Annotated in this window: 15 protein-coding genes and 5 pseudogenes; 8 read left to right on the top strand and 12 right to left on the bottom strand. The window is 58.6% G+C overall.

Annotated features, from left to right (window positions below):
• The first annotated feature begins 3 nt into the window (after positions 1-3).
• A complete protein-coding gene (locus CPY51_RS11255; protein WP_244598601.1) occupies positions 4-375 on the top strand; it encodes a hypothetical protein in 372 nt (123 codons plus the stop codon).
• Between the two features lie 376 nt (positions 376-751).
• On the opposite strand, the gene CPY51_RS32820 is transcribed toward CPY51_RS11255, so the two are convergent.
• Positions 752-913 carry a hypothetical protein gene (locus tag CPY51_RS32820; protein WP_195909501.1) on the bottom strand — a complete coding sequence of 54 codons (162 nt, stop codon included), beginning with the start codon at positions 911-913 and terminating at the stop codon, positions 752-754.
• A 517-nt stretch (positions 914-1430) separates the two neighbouring features.
• Here CPY51_RS32820 and CPY51_RS11250 point away from each other — a divergent pair.
• The 3 genes from CPY51_RS11250 (at position 1431) to CPY51_RS11240 (ending at position 3813) form a co-directional block, all read left to right on the top strand.
• A complete protein-coding gene (locus CPY51_RS11250; protein ID WP_111160325.1) occupies positions 1431-2018 on the top strand; it encodes a hypothetical protein in 588 nt (195 codons plus the stop codon).
• The gene (locus tag CPY51_RS11245; RefSeq protein WP_111160324.1) at positions 2008-2946 is read left to right on the top strand and encodes a nucleotidyl transferase AbiEii/AbiGii toxin family protein; all 939 of its coding nucleotides are present in this window, start codon (positions 2008-2010) and stop codon (positions 2944-2946) included. The genes CPY51_RS11250 and CPY51_RS11245 overlap by 11 nt, the downstream gene beginning before the upstream one ends.
• A gap of 609 nt (positions 2947-3555) precedes the next feature.
• Entirely contained in the window at positions 3556-3813 is a 258-nt protein-coding gene (locus tag CPY51_RS11240) for a DUF2958 domain-containing protein (protein ID WP_111160323.1), read from the top strand.
• A 69-nt stretch (positions 3814-3882) separates the two neighbouring features.
• Here CPY51_RS11240 and CPY51_RS11235 read toward each other — a convergent pair.
• A pseudogene (locus CPY51_RS11235) lies at positions 3883-4075 on the bottom strand (helix-turn-helix domain-containing protein); the annotation flags it as partial.
• Positions 4076-4332: 257 nt separating this feature from the next.
• Between CPY51_RS11235 and CPY51_RS11230 the strand changes: the two are divergent.
• Positions 4333-6174 (top strand): type II toxin-antitoxin system HipA family toxin, encoded by a 1842-nt coding sequence (locus CPY51_RS11230; protein WP_111160322.1) that lies wholly within the window; start codon positions 4333-4335, stop codon positions 6172-6174.
• An 85-nt stretch (positions 6175-6259) separates the two neighbouring features.
• Here CPY51_RS11230 and CPY51_RS11225 read toward each other — a convergent pair.
• The 9 genes and pseudogenes from CPY51_RS11225 to CPY51_RS11190 form a co-directional block, all read right to left on the bottom strand.
• Positions 6260-6862, bottom strand: a pseudogene (locus tag CPY51_RS11225) (IS6 family transposase).
• Between the two features lie 99 nt (positions 6863-6961).
• Positions 6962-7090 (bottom strand): hypothetical protein, encoded by a 129-nt coding sequence (locus CPY51_RS33920; protein WP_338049426.1) that lies wholly within the window; start codon positions 7088-7090, stop codon positions 6962-6964.
• A 25-nt stretch (positions 7091-7115) separates the two neighbouring features.
• Positions 7116-7259 carry a type II toxin-antitoxin system RelE/ParE family toxin gene (locus tag CPY51_RS33915; RefSeq protein WP_338049425.1) on the bottom strand — a complete coding sequence of 48 codons (144 nt, stop codon included), beginning with the start codon at positions 7257-7259 and terminating at the stop codon, positions 7116-7118.
• A complete protein-coding gene (locus tag CPY51_RS11215) occupies positions 7249-7521 on the bottom strand; it encodes a ribbon-helix-helix domain-containing protein (RefSeq protein WP_111160321.1) in 273 nt (90 codons plus the stop codon). Before CPY51_RS11215 ends, CPY51_RS33915 begins: the two co-directional genes overlap by 11 nt.
• A gap of 468 nt (positions 7522-7989) precedes the next feature.
• Positions 7990-9692 (bottom strand): annotated as a pseudogene (locus tag CPY51_RS34060) (ISL3 family transposase).
• Positions 9693-9884: 192 nt separating this feature from the next.
• The gene (locus CPY51_RS11205) at positions 9885-10310 is read right to left on the bottom strand and encodes a type II toxin-antitoxin system VapC family toxin (RefSeq protein ID WP_111160320.1); all 426 of its coding nucleotides are present in this window, start codon (positions 10308-10310) and stop codon (positions 9885-9887) included.
• Complete coding sequence (locus CPY51_RS11200) at positions 10310-10564, bottom strand: type II toxin-antitoxin system Phd/YefM family antitoxin (protein WP_111160319.1); 255 nt, start codon at positions 10562-10564, stop codon at positions 10310-10312. The genes CPY51_RS11205 and CPY51_RS11200 overlap by 1 nt, the downstream gene beginning before the upstream one ends.
• Positions 10565-11034: 470 nt before the next feature.
• Positions 11035-12492 carry a UdgX family uracil-DNA binding protein gene (locus CPY51_RS11195; protein WP_111160318.1) on the bottom strand — a complete coding sequence of 486 codons (1458 nt, stop codon included), beginning with the start codon at positions 12490-12492 and terminating at the stop codon, positions 11035-11037.
• Positions 12492-13724, bottom strand: a complete 1233-nt coding sequence (locus tag CPY51_RS11190; protein WP_111160317.1) for a putative DNA modification/repair radical SAM protein — start codon at positions 13722-13724, stop codon at positions 12492-12494. The genes CPY51_RS11195 and CPY51_RS11190 overlap by 1 nt, the downstream gene beginning before the upstream one ends.
• 152 nt (positions 13725-13876) lie before the next feature.
• Between CPY51_RS11190 and CPY51_RS11185 the strand changes: the two are divergent.
• The 3 genes and pseudogenes from CPY51_RS11185 to CPY51_RS11175 form a co-directional block, all read left to right on the top strand.
• Positions 13877-14668 (top strand): annotated as a pseudogene (locus CPY51_RS11185) (site-specific integrase); the annotation flags it as partial.
• A pseudogene (locus tag CPY51_RS11180) lies at positions 14664-15023 on the top strand (DDE-type integrase/transposase/recombinase); the annotation flags it as partial. The pseudogenes CPY51_RS11185 and CPY51_RS11180, both read left to right, overlap by 5 nt.
• A gap of 150 nt (positions 15024-15173) precedes the next feature.
• A complete protein-coding gene (locus CPY51_RS11175; RefSeq protein ID WP_420820687.1) occupies positions 15174-15590 on the top strand; it encodes a Tn3 family transposase in 417 nt (138 codons plus the stop codon).
• A gap of 346 nt (positions 15591-15936) precedes the next feature.
• On the opposite strand, the gene CPY51_RS11165 is transcribed toward CPY51_RS11175, so the two are convergent.
• Positions 15937-17163 carry an NAD(P)/FAD-dependent oxidoreductase gene (locus CPY51_RS11165; RefSeq protein ID WP_111160316.1) on the bottom strand — a complete coding sequence of 409 codons (1227 nt, stop codon included), beginning with the start codon at positions 17161-17163 and terminating at the stop codon, positions 15937-15939.
• Position 17164: the final 1 nt, after the last annotated feature.

Here is a 17164-nt window from a genome sequence, read left to right as displayed (position 1 = left end):
TGGATGGTGGGCATCAATATGGGAGCAAACCAGGTCGAGCGTGCGCGCGGGGTCGCGTGGGTTGGCGCAGGAGCGGGCCGCTGGCGATTATCTCCGGTTTTTGACGTGAACCCCGCGCCTGACCGCAATCCGCATCTCGAAACGGCCATTCTGGAAGGTGGCGTGCACGACCGGTCAATCAGCTTGGCACTGGAAGCCTGCGAATTCTTCGAGATCGACGAAGCGGACGCTCGTCGAATAATCCGCGACGCGGCGCTGCTTATTTCCGATGAATGGCGTGAGGCGCTTCGACAGGTGGGCGTCTCCGGCACGCTGGCGCGCGAATATGAAGCCGCCTGCGTAAATGACCAGACTGAGAAAGCGCTCGCCATTTAATTCCATATATGCACAAGATCGTTCGATAACTCGTCATATATGGTTATTACGCCTGCGTAGCGCGGGTGATCGCGGGCGGCCCGTGCCAAGCGAAACGTGAACGCCTTTGTCGTTTTGCATTTAATCGCAAGACTCGGCATGCAAGAAATCCCGAACCGTTGCGGTTGCCAATACCGCTGGGAGTAGCTCGTTAGATCTCTTCCAGCCACATTGAAGGAATAATACAATCTCCTGGCGCCATAGGCGCGGGAGGAAACAACAATGGCCGAAGAATGGCCCATGTGGATACTGCAGTGCGTCGTGCTAGTCGGATTGGCTGGTGCATTTATGATCAAATAAGCAAAGCGGCCCGTATCAGCGGGCCGCTTCGATGGCGTCACGCAGCAATGCGACGTGCTGCCTTGTCGGACGCCTTGCGATCAGCGCCGTGTTCCTCGACTATCTTCTTTGCGTCTTCCAGTGAAATTCGGTGCTTCTTTGCCAGATACACCGCTTCGTATGCTTTGTCGGACGCGTTTGCTTCCATGGTGTCAGCCATCTGAACTCTCCATCATGTTGGGTTACGGCCAGCGCAGTAGCCGGCCCGTTTGGGGGCGCTGCTTGCCTTGCTGTCTATGTGGTGATCCATAAGCGCAGGTGCAACCGATCACCGGCCGGCGACATAGGGGAAGCTGAGCGAGCCGACGAAGTAACCAAGTGTGAACACCTGCGAAGCTACGGGCACCGACAAATTGCATTAATTGGACATCATGAGTACGTTTTATACAGGATAATATATCAGGCGGCATTTTTTCGGCAACGATGACGCAGTCGATCGCGTAGGCCTGCAGCTCGGAAAGTTGCGACGAGAACGATTTGTGATACGGAAGGGTGAGTATGGTAAGGTGGTTCCCGGATTTACATTGTTCGAGTAGAGAAGCTTGCGAAAAATCGACCCCATAAAACTTAACGCTATCAGCGCTTTAGATCTCCATAACATGCATATTTTTGCATGAAATTTGGAAAAAATTGCATTCACACCCATATTTTGCTATGGTGAGTGCAGGAGCTATCCGATGACGAAGTTACAGGAACTGAAAAAGCATCTGCGGTCCGGCAAGGTCTACCGTCGGGAGGACCTCGCCCAATGGTCGTCCTCTGTCGATCGGCACCTGCAGCTGCTGCTGGCGGAAGGGTATCTGACCAAACTATCGACCGGTGTCTATCACCGGCCGAAGCAGACGGCGTTCGGGAAGGCTCCCGCTGAAGATGATGCTCTCGTCGAGGCCTTCCTGAAGGATGACCGTTATCTCGTCACCTCGCCCAATGCCTATAACAGCCTGGGTGTCGGAGCGACGCAGCTCTATAACAAGACCGTCGTCTACAACCATAAGCGTCACGGCAACTTCACGCTGGGCGGTCGGGAATTCGAGTTTCGCAGGAAACCGGCCTTCCCCAAAACCCTGACCAAAGAGTTCCTGCTGGTCGACCTGGTCAATAATCTCGACCATCTGGCCGAGGACCGTGAACAGCTGCTAGCCCGAGTGAAAGAACGTGCGCTGCAGGGCAATCGCAGCGCCCTCACCCGTGCCGCCAAGGAATACGGCATGGTGCGCACTCGCAAATTCTTCAACGGCCTCGTAGCGGACGCGCATGCCAGCTGAATTCCTGCATCACCATAAGGATTTCGGGGCCCTGCTGCGCATCGTCGCCGAGGAAATGAAGGTGCAGCCGGTGCTGGTTGAAAAAGACTACTGGATCATGCACTGCCTGTACGGCCTGCAGCAGCTGGGGATGGCGTTCGAGCTGAAGGGCGGCACCTCGCTTTCCAAAGGGTACCGCATCATCAACCGCTTCTCGGAGGATATCGATATCCGCATCGAGCCTCCCGAGGAGATGGGGGTCAAGACCGGCCCCAATCACGACAAGCCTGCACACCGCGAAAGCCGCAAGGCCTTCTGGCTGGCCAAGACGATCAAGATCGACGGCATCAAAAGCATCGAGCGCGATACCGAATTCGACAACGAGAGCTATCGCAGCGGCGGCATCCGCCTTCATTATCCCGAGACGGCCGGAACGACGTCGGTGCTCAAGGACGGCGTGCTGCTCGAAGCCGGTTTCGATACGGTGGCACCCAACATAGACAAGGATATTAGCTCCTGGGCCTACGATTATGCGTCATCGCGCGTCGAGCTGATCGACAATCGCGCGCTGGCCGTACCCTGCTACGAACCCGGCTACACGCTGGTGGAGAAGCTCCAGACCATCTCCACGAAATATCGCAAGCAGCAGGAAACCGGACAATTCCCTGCCAATTTCCTCCGGCATTATTACGACGTCTATTGCCTGCTGGAGCAACCGGCCGTGCAAGCCTTCATCGGCACGGAAGCGTATCGCGCCCACAAGGACCGGCGCTTCCCGAAACTCGACAATCCCGATATCAGCAGCAATCCGGCGTTCAGCCTCTCCGACCCCGATACGTTCGCACTTTACGAACGTGCGTATGAGCGGACTGCGGCGCTCTATTACCACGGCAGGCCCAGCCTGAAAGAGATCCTCGCGCGTTTCGCGTCCTACGCAGAGCGCCTGTAGCGGTCCCATCGCATTCCGGCCGAGCTTTCGCACGACCTGATTATCCCCTGTATCAGGGGTACGTCACCGGCATGCGGGGGTAAAGCAGAAATCCAGTGCGCAGGGAGTCGTGGCCCTACGCGTGAATCGGATTCCTACATAGCACGGACGCTTGTCCTGTCCGCCTGCCCGCTCCATTCGCCGCCTGCAGCGCCTCCGCGTTGGGGGACAAACCGCCTTCATCGCGGTGTTCTTGGGGAACCGTCCATCAGGACAACAACCCACCAACTAAGGAGATGAACCATGAACTTCAAAAAACAAACCCCTAGCATGCAGGAGCCGAAAAACACGTTCCTTCAACGCCTACGTGGTCAGTGAGGCGAAAGGCGAAGGCAAGAAAGCTGCTGGACCAAGGTCGGTGCCTTCTTCGCCCATGAAGATGGGCGACGGTGGAGCGCTGGTCCTCGAGGCCGTGCCGCTGGACCGGCCGCATCGCCCTTCGCGCTCCTAAAGCAGACGCGTAGGGGGCTGACATGAAGCTCTTCGCCAAAGAGATTATTTCACAGCTGGTGCGAATGGTCGCCAGCAGCAACCTGTCCGGTGCACCGAAGACGAGATCGACTTCGAGCGGTGGTCAAACTCTTCACGCCTTGGGGCAACGCCACCTGGCTGTTGACCGAAATCGATCCGGATGAGCCTGACCTGACCTTCGGCCTGTGCGACTTCGGCATGGGCTTTCCCGAGCTGGGATCGGTCAGCATGACCGAGCTGACCAGCGTAGCCGGTCCGTTCGGGCTGAAGGTCGAACGGGACCTGCATCTCACGGCAAACCGGACCTTGTCAGCCTATGCCGAAGAGGCAGCAAGGGTCAGCAAGATCCATGCGTAGCCTGCAAGGGCGCCAACCGAAGTTTGGCCCCCTAGGCATAGCCAGCTACCGGCAACAACACTGAACAGATTAACAAGGTAGATAACGCACCAACCATGTAATCCTCCACGCGCGAAACCTCCCCCTCCCCGTCATCTCCCTTAAGCCCAACTCCAAAACAAGCCGCCGCGCCGCCTGCCGCGTGACATCGAGCGTCTTCGCACATCCCCGCCGAGATCAGCCCGTGCGCAATCGCCAGCAGCCGGGTTTCGCGATCGTGATGCGTCGAGACGGGCAAGCGCGATGCCGGCGTCCACAGTAGGCAGGCAGCCGGATCGCGCGCAATATCCCGATACGATCGAAAACCGCTCGAATAATATGATTATATATCAGTATGTTAACATATTTTGAATGAATTTCGCGATGTCGATTTGTGAAACTATCGCGTATTTCAGATACGAGATAGTTTCATTTTTTCTTGAAGGTCCCCAATAAATGATGTAACTTTTCCGTATCTGAAATACGCGAAAGTTGCACAACATGGCTCTCCATCTCGTCGGCGACAACATCGATAAAATGCGTGCCCACCGTCAGGCGGAGGCTGGCAAGCTGGTCCATCTTATGCGCGGCATATATGTCGATGCCAACAATGATATAGATCAGACCATACGGACCCACGCAGTACGCATCGCCAAATATCTCTATCCGAACGCCTATCTGTCGGCCGCCAGCGCGGTACTGCTTGGCCCGATGCGCGATGGCCGCCTGTTCCTGACCGGCCGCCGCGTGCAGCGGCAACGTATCAGAACGCTCGAAATCATCCAGAATAAAGCGCCGGACCGCCCTTCCGTCGCGCAGGCGGCGGTTGGCGACGACATGGGCGAGTTTCGCGTGGATGTATCTTCGCTGCGTCAGCGCTTTCTGGAAGCCTTCCGTATCCGTAGTGAACACGCGGCCTCGTTCGACGAAGCGATGAAAGAAGGAATCGCAGCGCGGCTGATTGAAGAATATGGGAATCCGGACAACGCCGCCGATGCAGTGTTCAAGCTTGCCCGGGACAATGACTGGCTTGCGGAAGGCGGTGCTGCCGAGCGTTTCCTCAAACGACAACCGGCTGCGGCCGTTGCCGTTCCCAATCAGGCTGCGCTCGAACTGATCGTCGCATGGCACAGGGCGCCGATTGGCAAACTGGTGCACGATGGCTTCGAATGGCGCTGGACGGCCTCCAATCCGGACGGCCCGCCGCTTGTGCGCCAGACCACGCCCGGCAGATTGCCGCCGTTCATTGAATCGCTGCTGCCGGAAGGCTGGCTGAATCGTGTGCTGAACAGTCCGGACGAGCGGGCGGAACTGCGGACCGGCAAGCGCTACATGTCGAACATCACCATTGTGGAGCGGCTAAGCGAGCTGGCGGCCCTCCCGGCCGATATTCTGCTGACGAGGCTGAACAGCTTCACGGCAGATCACCTGTTCACAGGGGTCTATGCCGGCCCCGGCCGCGGCGACATACAGGGTCCGTTCGAACAGAACCTTGCAAAAATCTTCGCGTCGGGCGCGACACCGCGCCTTTCGGGCGTGCAAATCAAGGCGCCTATGTTCCTCGATGCGGACGGCACCCTCATGCCCAGCACGAACAAGCCGTTCACGCATATTCTCAAGCCCGCCGGCACGTCGGGATTCGAGGCGCTGCCTGCAATCGAATGGCAATCCATGGAACTCGGCCGGGCGGCCGGATTCATCGTGCCCGCCATTGCGCTCGTCGCTATGCCGGATGGCATGCCCCATGCCCTTGCCGTTGAACGGTTCGACATCCGCACCAGCCTTGACGACATGCGACGTCTGGCGCTCGAGGACATGACGTCCGTTCTGGGAGTGCCCGCGGAAGATAAATACACGGGCACCATGGAACGGATCGCGGCCGCCCTGCGCCCGCTCTCTACTAACCCGGATGCGGACCTGCTGTTGGTCCTGCGGCGGGCACTCTTCGCCTGGCTGATCGCGGACGGCGATATGCATCTGAAGAACATGGCCGTCCTGAAAATCGCAGAGCCACGGAGGAGGGATTTTAGCTCCGTCCGTATGGCGCCACTCTACGATGCGGTGACGACGCGGGTGTTCCCGAACCTGCAGAGTGACCGTATGGCGCTCAAAATCAGCGGCAAGGATGAACGGCTAAAGAGAGCGGATTTCAGGCGTTTTGCAGCGACGGCGGGTATTCCGGCGGCGGCGGCGGATACGGCCATGGATGAACTGGCAGCGGCGCTCGCGCGCGGCCTGGACAATCTAGCTCTGCCGGACCCGCTGACAGACGGGTCAGACAGCGCTAAACGGGCGGCAGAGATGCGGGAGATTGTCCGCGAGCGTCTGAACGATTTTGAGTAGGTAGAATCCTTCCAGTCGACCATGCCTGCCTAGCGCGATGTCACGTTGTTTCCTCTCTAATCGAAGAGGGTGTGGATCTGCGAAATCAGGCACGCGCGCCGGTCACGGTTTTCCAGTGCGCCATGGCGTGGATTCGATAGATGTGGGTGGCCAGCGCTGAGCGTTTTTGATGCGGTGCGCGACACCTGGCGTGACTACCCGCTTTGCCGCGGCGTATGAGCGCAACTTGTCGGTAATAATGCGCTTCGGCATCACGCCTTGCTTCTTCAGCAATCTGACCAGCAATCGTTTGGCAGCCTTGGTATCGCGGCGGTTCTGGACGATCTCGTCGAGAACATAACCGTCCTGATCGACAGCGCGCCACAGCCAGTATTTTCGGCCGCCTATGGAAATCACGATCTCGTCCCGACGCCAGATGTCCCTTCGCGACGGCTTCTTTCTGCGTAACTGCCTTGCGTAAGCCGGGCCGAATTTGCGGGCCCATCGCCGGATCGTTTCATACGACACAACAATCCTACGCTCCAACAGCATTTTCTCGACCAGCCGCAAGCTCAGGGGGAACCGAGAATAGAGCCAGATTGCGCGGGCGATGATCTGCGGCGGAAAGCGGTGGTTCTTATAGCTGACGGTGGGTTCGCTCATCCCGCCCCATTATCCGGGAACCGTTAAGCCACAGACAACGTGACATCGCGCCTCTCGCAGCTGCTATCCCCGGCCCTCGCCGGTCAGGCAGGAGTGCATGGGGTGCACCCCTGCCTTTGGCAGTTCAAGAAAGGGCAAGCGGCCGTTAGGCCGGCCACTCCTCGGGGTAATCCTGCCCGCCGTAGAAGATGCGCTGGATCTCGACGATGTCGCCTTTGACGATGAACGCGATTGACACCCGCCGCTCGAACCCGATGATCCGTAGGTTCGGCACGAGGTCGCTCCGGACGGTTCCGCGTTCAGGGAAGGTCGCCCATGCAGGCCGCTTCGATGCGGTCGATGTAGGCGCTGGCCCGCGCGCGGCCGCTCTGTTCGGCGATATAAAGGTAGAGGGTTATCAGGTCGTCCTGGGCGGCCGGCCGGAATTCGACGTTATGCGCCACGCTTGTCGGCTTTCACCTGGTCTTCGTGGAAGGCGCGAAGCTGGGCGAACACCTTGGCTGCCGGAATGCTCGGGCGGGGATCATCCATGGCCTCGCGGAGCTTCGCCCGCATGGCATCGTCCAGGATCTCTTTCTCGCGATCGAGGGCGCGTAGTGCGGCCCGCACCACTTCACTGGCGGATTCGAATTCGCCGGATTCCAGCCGTGCATCAATGCTGCTCTGCTGTTTGCCGAGGGTCAGGGTGATAGATCTGCTGCGCATGGGTCGATGTCCTTTGTCTCCCTCTTATACCACATGACACGACACTGTCGTGTGCTTTTTCTGCCTATTCGGACAAGCCGGCGCGGCTCGAAAGAATTGTTGAAGGTCCGATGAAATCCGCGAGTGCATCGCGATTGATCTTGCAACATTACCGCGAGTGAGAGAATGTTCGATGTGGAAGCACAGCGTTAGGAGCGTCAATGCGCGCTACAGCGTGACTTTCGTTCACACCAAGAACGCCGTTCTTCCGGGCATCACACCTTATAAGTAGTCCGTGACCTTAGGGGCCGGCCCTCAGCGCCCCGCAAGGACAATCAGCACGGCCGAGGCTTTGACAGCTTGAACACCCCGATCTAGCCGATGGGCAAGGTTGCACGACTGCAACCCGAACCAAGACGAGAAAACGATGAAACAGCACCGCTTTGAAACCCACTGCGTGTGTCGTTTTGCATTTAATCGGGGTCTTCCTCACTTTGTGTGGAGATCGGCCATTTTGATGGGCATCATCCGCGCTCGAGAAGCTCTGGGCCTGCTCTGCCATACATCGCGCGTTTAATCGTTTTCAGGCGCTTGATCTGACCTTCCGCCTGACCATTGCTCCAGGGCAGGTCAATGGCGTTGCAGACGGCGTCGATATCACGGCGAAGAACGCGAGCAAAGCGGGCCAAGGAGGCGAACCCGGAATGAATGGCATCATCGATCCATTCTTCAAGTCTCCTGGAAGTTCGGCTACGAATATACCGCGAAATCGCATGGAGAAGCTGCGCAGGACAGCAAACGTTTGTGATCCCTGCTTGAGGGCATCGACTTTCCGCGCCCGATTGATGGTCAACGCACCGCGCGGCTTTATACAGAGAGTTGCGGCAATAACCGGTGAGATCAAATGGCCGGTTTGCGGATCCCGCACAGGCGTATTGTCATGTGTTTCGTCGGCGATCTCGATCCGAGCCGTACCGCATCATCGTCATCCTTTCCCGGCTTCTCGGCGCGGCGCCAATTTGCCAGGAGGCGTTCGAGATTGGAGACGCTGCCGGTGTATCCGCGGTGCTAGATATCGTGAAACAGATGCCGCCCGCAGCGATTGCCATCCCTCCAACACTGGGTGAGAAACGCTTCGAAATATAGAGGAGATGTCGGCTGCAACGCGGCCCTGCGTCGATCGGGTGGCGCCGCGAAAGTCAGCCATTTCGCGATGCTGCGTCGTCCATATCCGGTGCGGCGTGCAATTTCCGAGCTCGACAGGCCCCTTTGCTCAAGGCGTGTACCGTCTCGAACACATCCTGCCGAGACTGCCGATGTGCCTGGCGAAGCTGATCGCGCCTCAGCGTTTCAGGGAGTTGGTTACGCGTAGCTCGATCGTCATTATCAATCTCGATGTCGCCGTCAGGCAGTAATGCTCTGCCGGTAGCACGGCCGGAAAGACTCATCTGTTCCTCGATAGCGAGTCGCAAATTTTGGATGAGATGGAAGCGATCCGCGACCTGCGATGCTTGCGGCGCCCCATCACGGGCAGCCTGCGCATAAAGCCCGCATCGATCTCGGCTCACGACCTCGATAGAGGGGTGCCGCTTCAACCACTGTGCAACGTTCACCACACTCCGGTCGTCGAGAACGTCCAAGACCTTTCGTCGCTCAAGATCGACGATGATCGTGCGATAGCGCCACGATTTCCTCCAACTCCAGTCATCTATACCAACGATCCGAGCCGGGGCTTCGTCGTCGGTTGGTGCGGCATTCCGCTTCAAGTGTCGAAGGATGGTGTCGTCGCTGATCGACATCCCAGCCGCTGCATCAAGCGCTCTCCGGGGCGGCCGCCCGTACTGTGGCCCAGCAGGCCGACTATTTCCGCGACCCTCGTTGTCCGCCGAGAATAGGGGGAGGCAACCGCTGGGACCCGGTCAGTGAACGGTTGCCGTGTACACTGCCGATATGTGCAACGCCAGCGGCTCAACTGGAGCTTCACCGTCACGGCATTGCCTTGGATCGGCAGGTCTTGAAGACTGCGGTACGACCAGCCGCCGCTTTCTGCTCTGGTGTCGGCAATCAGGGCATATGCCTGACGTTGGCCCGCAGGTAGACACAACCCATTTGCCTTCATCGCTAAACACGACGCTCTGCACTCTAATACCCGGACCGGGTGACCATTTCGATTCGTTCGCATGCCTGCTCATACCGGCGCCAGCGCTAACGGTCTGTTAACCACACAAAGTGAGGAAGACCCAATTATCTGCCAAACAGATTCGAAACAGCCGCATTCTTACGTTTAAGTGTCAAACGAGAAACGATCACGCCGGAAAGTCAGGGTGACTCCGTCGGGTCCAGGTGGGAACCGAGAGAGACGATTCAGTTGGAATCTAAAACTGTTACGCCGGCAAATCCCACGGATTCACGAGGTTCACTCCCATGCCCTCGAAATCTTTGACGTTTCGTGTGACCAGTGTCATACGTAGGGTGAAGGCTACTGCCGCGATATAAGCGTCATTGATCGGCCTGGGATTGGGTACATGCCATTTCGCCGCCTGAATGGCTGCCGCCTCGTCCAGCGGCAGGATACGGCCGGAAAATGCCCCGAGGACCGTGTTTTCCAGCCAGTTGCGCAGTACCTTCCCGGCGACGGGGTCATTGTGCTCCATCAGCCGAACGCCAATCTCCAGCTCGTGCAGAACCACGGACGAAATGAAGGTTTCGGCCGGATCGATGGTCTCGTTCCAGACCGCGACACTGGGATCAGCCCTGCCGCTCGCCACTTTGCGCAGCTCAGACACGACATTGGTATCAAGTAATAGCATCAGGACAGGTCAACCGGCTTGGCATGTTCAGTGCGTTGTGGGAGAGGCAAGTCAACGTCTTCTGCTCCCGGCGCGGCCAGCATATCACCGAGCGTCCGCATTTTACCGGTAAGCCGCTTGTATTCATCAAATGACATGAGGACATGCGCCGGCCGGCCCCTGTCAGTGATGATGACAGGGCCGTCCTTAGCGGCGCGTTTCGCGCGCCCTAGATCGTGATTGAGTTCACGGCCTGAAAGCGTGGTGACGGTCATGGCAAACTCCAACGTTCGTGACCCCGACATTTGTGGTTACGTAACCACATTTAATTCACCGAAGCTGGAATTGCAAGAAGTAGTCACGGCCGCCGATCGTGCCGACGTGACGTGAAACGAGCAAGGCGCGATCCGAAAAAAGATGGAGAGTATCGGAGAAATCAGCATAGCGCCGGTCGAAGGCCGGGAGGGAAACAAGCAATCCCTTGACCAAAACCTGATCAGAAAATCATACTCAGAGGTGGCTCACTTCTCGATGGAAAACCCGGCTCAGTTCCGCGTGGAAATCAACAGCCAAGGGCATCTATCTGCCTGGCCGACCTCCGACGGAGCGTCGGTCCACCAGTCCGTGCTCGATCGAGAGGATCGCAAGACACCGAACGCGCCACAAGCACCGCCGAACCTTCCAACCACGTTCGAGACAGAGCCATGGTCCAGCGACGGCGCGACACCAGGCGGAATTGCTACCGCTAGCCAATCAGCCGGCGGACATTCGCCATATCCTCGCTGAACCTGGCCCGCTCCTCTCGCTGGCGCACCTCGTCGGGTATGCGCAGCAGGTAGGAAGGATGGACAGTCACGAACAGCTGCCGATCTTCGAAAAGAGCAATCGGCTTTCCGCGCACGTCTTCCAGCCGTTGCTTTTTTTTGGTCAATGCCAACAGCGCGGTTGCGCCCATGGCAACGACCAACTTCGGTTTTATCGATGCCAGTTCAAGGTCGAGCCACCACCGACACTGACGAACTTCGCCCATGTTGGGCTTCTGGTGAATTCGGCGTTTGCCACGCGGCTCGTATTTGAAGTGCTTGACGGCGTTGGTGACATACAGCGAGCCGCGGTCGATACTGACTTCGCCGATGACCTGGTCGAACACCTTGCCCGCAGGCCCCACGAACGGACGTCCGGCGAGATCCTCCTGATCGCCAGGCTGTTCCCCGACGAACATGACCCTAGCATCAGGAGGCCCCTCGCCGAATACGGTTTGCGTCGCGTGACAATAGAGATCGCAACGGGTGCAGCCCCGAGCCTGGTCGCGCAACTCGTCTAGCGAGCCAGCAGGCGCCGCGGGAACATCGGGAAGTTTGGCGGCCGCCTGCTGCAGGCGCTGGTGAAACAGCTGGGGTTCGGTTGCCGCCCGCTCGGCCATCGCCCGAACGCTTGCTTCCGCTCCGGCGATCATTCCCGGGATCAGTGATGCCTCGGGCAGGTTCTTCCAGTATTTCTTCGGCATCTCCGCCACCATCGCCTTGACCTTCAGCCTCGCCGGATTGAAAATATTGGAGAAATAGGTGCGCCAAAGATCCTCGGCGTCGTCGTGTATGTCGAGTTTCTGCTGGGGCAAATCGGACAGCGAGACGGTCTTGCCATCCCACGCGGCAGACCCCTTCGGCGTCGCGATCAGCCAATCCATATCGGTAAACCGTCGCTGGAAAAACGAGGCGGTTCGCGCAACGATGAAATGATCTGGCTCGAACCAGGCGACGAAACGTCGGCGATGTCCCTTGGTGGTGATATCCGTATCAACCTCCTTGAAGCGAACGAAGGCCGTCATCTTGTGGCAATCCCGGCGCACCGATTTCTGCATCATCAGAGCCGCATGCACATTCTCATCGGACATCACCTCGAGCAACCGCCGATCAGTTTTCAGCCGCCACAGGAGACGATAAAGCAGGGCGAAGCGGCTGAGATCAGAGTGACAAACGACCGCCTCAGCCAATGAAATAAACGAGTGCGTCACGTTGATCGGTGCAGGACCGGTCGGCGCAAGATCGGGCAGCGGACTGTCCGATGCTGCGAATAGGTCGTCGCCTTCCTTCCCGATGTGCCAGTCGATTTGCCCCGGGGGAATTCCGGCAGCGATCAGCTTTCGTGCCGCGTCGCGCCACTCTGTCAGTTCCCCCCTGCCATTGAGGATGACCGCAACCATCAGAGCAACGACAGCTGTTCGGGTTTTGGCTCGAACATCGAGCGCAAATCCTGGCGATCAGCCAGCTTTCGAGGCGTCCAACCGTCAGCGACGATGAAGGCCTGCACCTTCTTCACCGAAACGCCGAGCCGCGCCAGATCCTCGAGGTGCAGCATGTGAAAGCGCCGCGCCGACAGGATCGCCTTCACGGTCTTGGTGCCGAGCCCCGGCACCCGCAGCAGCGTCTCGCGCTCGGCTCTGTTGATATCGACCGGAAATGCCTGTCGGTTCCCAAGCGCCCAGGCAAGTTTCGGATCGAGATTGAGGTCGAGCATTCCGTTCTGCTGGGTCGAGGTGATTTCATCGACGCCGAAGCCGTAGAAACGATAGAGCCAATCCGCCTGATAGAGCCGGTGCTCGCGCATAAGAGGTGGTTTGATGAGCGGCAGGTTTTTCGAGGAATCGGGAATGGGGCTGAAGGCAGAATAATAGACACGGCGAAGACCATAACTTCCGTAGAGCCGGGCACTTGTCCCGAGGATCGTCGCATCGCTTGTGCCATCCGCGCCGACGATCATTTGAGTGCTCTGGCCGGCGGGAGCGAAGCGCTTGCGCTTCTTGCTCTGCAGCGTCGGCTCACTTGCCTCCTCGATCTTCAGCCGGAGTTCTCCCATCGAGCGACGGATGCCAGCGGGCTTCTTTTCAGGCGCGAACCGGTTGATACCCTGGTCGGTCGGCAGTTCGATGTTGAGCGACAGCCGGTCGGCATAGAGACCCGCCTCCTCGACCAGTCGGGCGGAAGCCTCGGGAATGGACTTCAGGTGGATGTAGCCTCGGAAATTATGCGTCGTCCGAAGCTCGCGGGCGATGCGCACCATCTCTTCCATGGTGTGATCGGAAGAGCGGATAATCCCCGAGGACAGGAATAGCCCCTCGATATAGTTGCGACGGTAGAATTCAAGCGTCAGCCAGATCACTTCCTCGACTGTGAAGCGCGCCCTCTCGACATTGCTGGAGGAGCGGTTGATGCAATAGGCGCAGTCGTAGATGCAGAAGTTCGTCAGCAGTATCTTCAGCAGCGAAATGCAACGTCCATCCGGTGCGTAGGCATGGCAGATGCCGGATCCTTCCGTCGAACCCAATCCTCCGGACTTCGACGAATTCCGGGAAGCCGTTCCGCTCGAGGCACAGGATGCGTCATACTTGGCAGCATCGGAAAGAATGGCGAGGCGTTCATTCAGCGACTTCTTCATCCATGTTCACTATATGTTCTACCGCCATGCGTCAACCCGGCCATGGCGAAAAGGTGAACAAAGCCTCCGCCCGCCTTTCGCCAACATGCAAATCGGAATCACATGTCCCGCTAGGAGATGCTCCTGGACAATCTTCGCGAGGTAAAACGAGCGTCTTGGCAGGGTTGCGCGCCAAAGGGCTGCTGCGCGCGGAGGGCCACATGCGCCCGATACGGTGCGCCGGCGCCTGACCTCCTGGTCGATCCTGACCCGTCGGCGCGGCCTGACGGGGTCCTTCACCGCACCATCGTTAAAGTCTGCGCTGAGGCTGGCTGTAAGAGCAGTGGGCCGCCGAGGCAACGCAAGAGCAAAAAACGCGGTCACTGGTGAAATCCTGGCAAAGCTATTGGGCACCTGCGCCGGCGACCGCCTGGTCGATAGCCGTGACTACGCGCTTCTTCTGACGGCCTTCGCTTCCGGCGAACGCCGGCGCTCAGAAATTGCAGGAATGAGGATTGAGGATCTTGTCGACGAGGAACCCGTGCATGCCGATCCGCGCAATGCCGCCTCCCATCTCCTTCTCTGCCTGACACTCCACCTTGGCCGCACCAAGACGACGAATGTAGAAGACAAGGCCCATGCCGTCCTGATCGGCCGTCCGGTCGAGGCTTTGAAGCAATGGATCGAGGAGGCAAAAATTGACGCAGGGCCAATCTTCCGTCGTATCGACCAGTGGGGCAACATCGATTGCCGCGCCTTGACGCCGCAGTCGGTCAATCTGATCCTGAAGGCACGCGTCAGACAAGCCGGTCTCGATCCGGTGATGCTTTTGGCGATGGCTTGCGTTCCGGCTATCTGACCGAAGCGGCCGACCGCGGCATCCCGCTCCAGGAAGCCATGCAGCAGTCGTTGCACAAGTCGGTAGCGCGGGCGCGAGTTACTACAACGACACCGAACGGCGATGAGGCTGCCGCCAGCGCCTTCTTCGCCCGCACGATCGAGAACAATGGTTGGCCCGAAAAGGTCGTCATCGACAAGAGCGGTGCGAGCTTCGCAGGCTTGCAAAACATGAACTGGCTGTTGCTGTTGCAGGGATGGTTCTGGCTGATCGAGATCTTGCAGGTTAAATATCTCAATAACATGATTGAGCAAGATCATCGTTTCATCAAGAAACTGACCCGTCCCATGAAGGGCTTCAAATCTTGCCAGTCTGCATCAGCGACACTGGATGGTATCGAAGTCGCCCACATGATCCGCAAGCAGCAATTTTCAACCAGCGGCCAATCCGCATTTCAGCAATTCGCCGCGCTCGCTGCATAACTGTGTCCAGCGAAAGCCATTTCTGCGCCCTTTGCAAAAATTTGCGACAGAACCCGGTGATCCGGGCACTCGCCGACAAGGTGGTCACGCCTTCCCTTATCCTGAAGAAGCTGTCAGCCTTACCGGCAGCAGAACAGTCTGGCGGCGGCCTTGCGCGAAATCGGGCGCATCGAACGCACCCTCTTCACCCTACGGTGGTTTGAAGATCCCGCTCTCCGGCAACTCGTCACTGCAGAACTCAATAAGGGCGAAGCACGAAACACCCTTGCCCGCGCCGTCGCCTTCCATCGCCTGGGCCGCTTTAGGGACCGTAGCCATGAAAATCAGGCGAGCCGGGCCGCTGCCCTCAATCTTGTCACGGCCGCTATCGTTCTCTTCAATTGCCGCTATCTCGGACGGATCACGGAGGCCATGCGCCGCCAAGGCAGGCCATTCGATGAGAAGATGATCTCAAAACTGTCGCCGTTGGGCTGGGACCATATCAATATTACTGGCGATTATGTGTGGTCTGACGCCCTGGAGGTCGATCAGGAAGGCTTTCTGCCAATCAGGTTGGCACCATCCTGAACCGAAGATCGTCTACCGTATATCTGGGTCCCAATAATGTACTGGGGCCAAGCAAGCGTAATCGCCAGATCCGAGTATTTCGGCTGGCCGCCCCGAGATATCCGGCGCGACGCAGACCACAAGCAAAGCACCTCATCACTCACCCACACGTTCAAATCACCACGTTGACGCAGGCTTTCATTATACCGCGCCCATTTCGTCACCTGAAATTTCTGCTTGGCTATCTTGTCCCGCCGGTCGGCATTGAACTTGTGCGGCATCGGCGAAATCCCGATCAGGAGACTGAAAACCACCGCTCAATATCAGTCGACGGATGATCCGCGCAACAACGCCTTCTGGCACGGCGTCAGGCAGCCAGCAGCGATTTCAGTTTTATATTGCTTGACGTCAGAGCCATCGGTTCGGGATGGGCGCGAGCGGCGATCAACATTTCCGCCAGACGAATATCGCGGGCAACGACATTGCCTCGGCCGATCCCGCTGGCGGCGAGCAACCGCCCGGCATCGTCGAGATGGAAGAGCAGAAAGGCGCCGTCGCCGAGATCGCGACGCAGCACCGAGGTAGCGCCATCGGCCAATCCGGCAATCTGTAGCGTCAGGTCATACTGGTCTGACCAGAACCAGGGCACCGCCGAGATCGGTTCGTTTGCTCCCATCATGTTGGCGGCAGCCAACGTTCCCTGCTCCTGCGCGTTACGCCAGGATTCGAGCCTGACCCGTCGGCCGCCGTATAGCGTCAGCGGAAACGAGCAACAATCACCGGCGGCGTAGACATCGGGCGCCGAGGTTTGGAGCCGATCGTCGACGGCGATGCCGTTGTCGATCGTCAGCCCGGCATCCGCCGCAAGGGTAATGTTCGGCAGCGCGCCGATGCCGACGCAGATCACGTCAGCGGTTATGGTCTCGCCGCTTGCAAGGCGGATCCGGGCCTCCTTGTTATCTTCCTCGAGCGCAGCGATAGCCACGCCACAACGGATAGTGACGCCTTCTTGCCGGTGTCGTCCCGCGATTACCTCGGCAATCTCCTCTGGCACGCCGCGTTTCAACACGCGCGGCAGGCCTTCGACGACCGTGACCTGGGCACCGAGCTTGCGGGCGGTTGCGGCCAGTTCAAGACCGATGAAGCCGCCGCCGATAACGGCGATATGTCGGCCGAGCACGATTACCTCGCGCAGCGCCAAGGCATCCGCATGCGTCCTCAACGACCGGATCCGGCCGCCCGTGCTTGAAATGCCGGGAAAGGGTCGCGCATGGGCACCGGTCGCCAGTAGCAGCTTGTTAAACAGGATGCGCCGACCGTCTGACATGGTGACCGACTTGCCTGCCGTATCAATGTGCGAAACCGTCACCCCAGTCAGCAGCTCGATGCCGGCCTCGGCGTAACGTTCCAGCGTGGCCACGAATTTCGGCAGGTGCAATTCTGCCAGCGTTTCCTTGGACAGCGGCGGCCGCTCGTAGGGAGCGATCGTTTCCGTGCCAATCAGCGCGATCGCGCCAGCGAAGCCTTTTTCGCGAAGCGCGAACGCAGCGCGTGCACCGCATTCCCCTGCCCCGACGATGACGAAATGAGACATG

Origin of the sequence: Arminella tubonensis (assembly GCF_003240585.1) — a bacterium.
Classification (GTDB): domain Bacteria; phylum Pseudomonadota; class Alphaproteobacteria; order Rhizobiales; family Rhizobiaceae; genus Rhizobium; species Rhizobium tubonense.
Note: the sequence above shows the minus strand (reverse complement) of the source record. Positions and strands in the feature narration are given on the sequence as shown.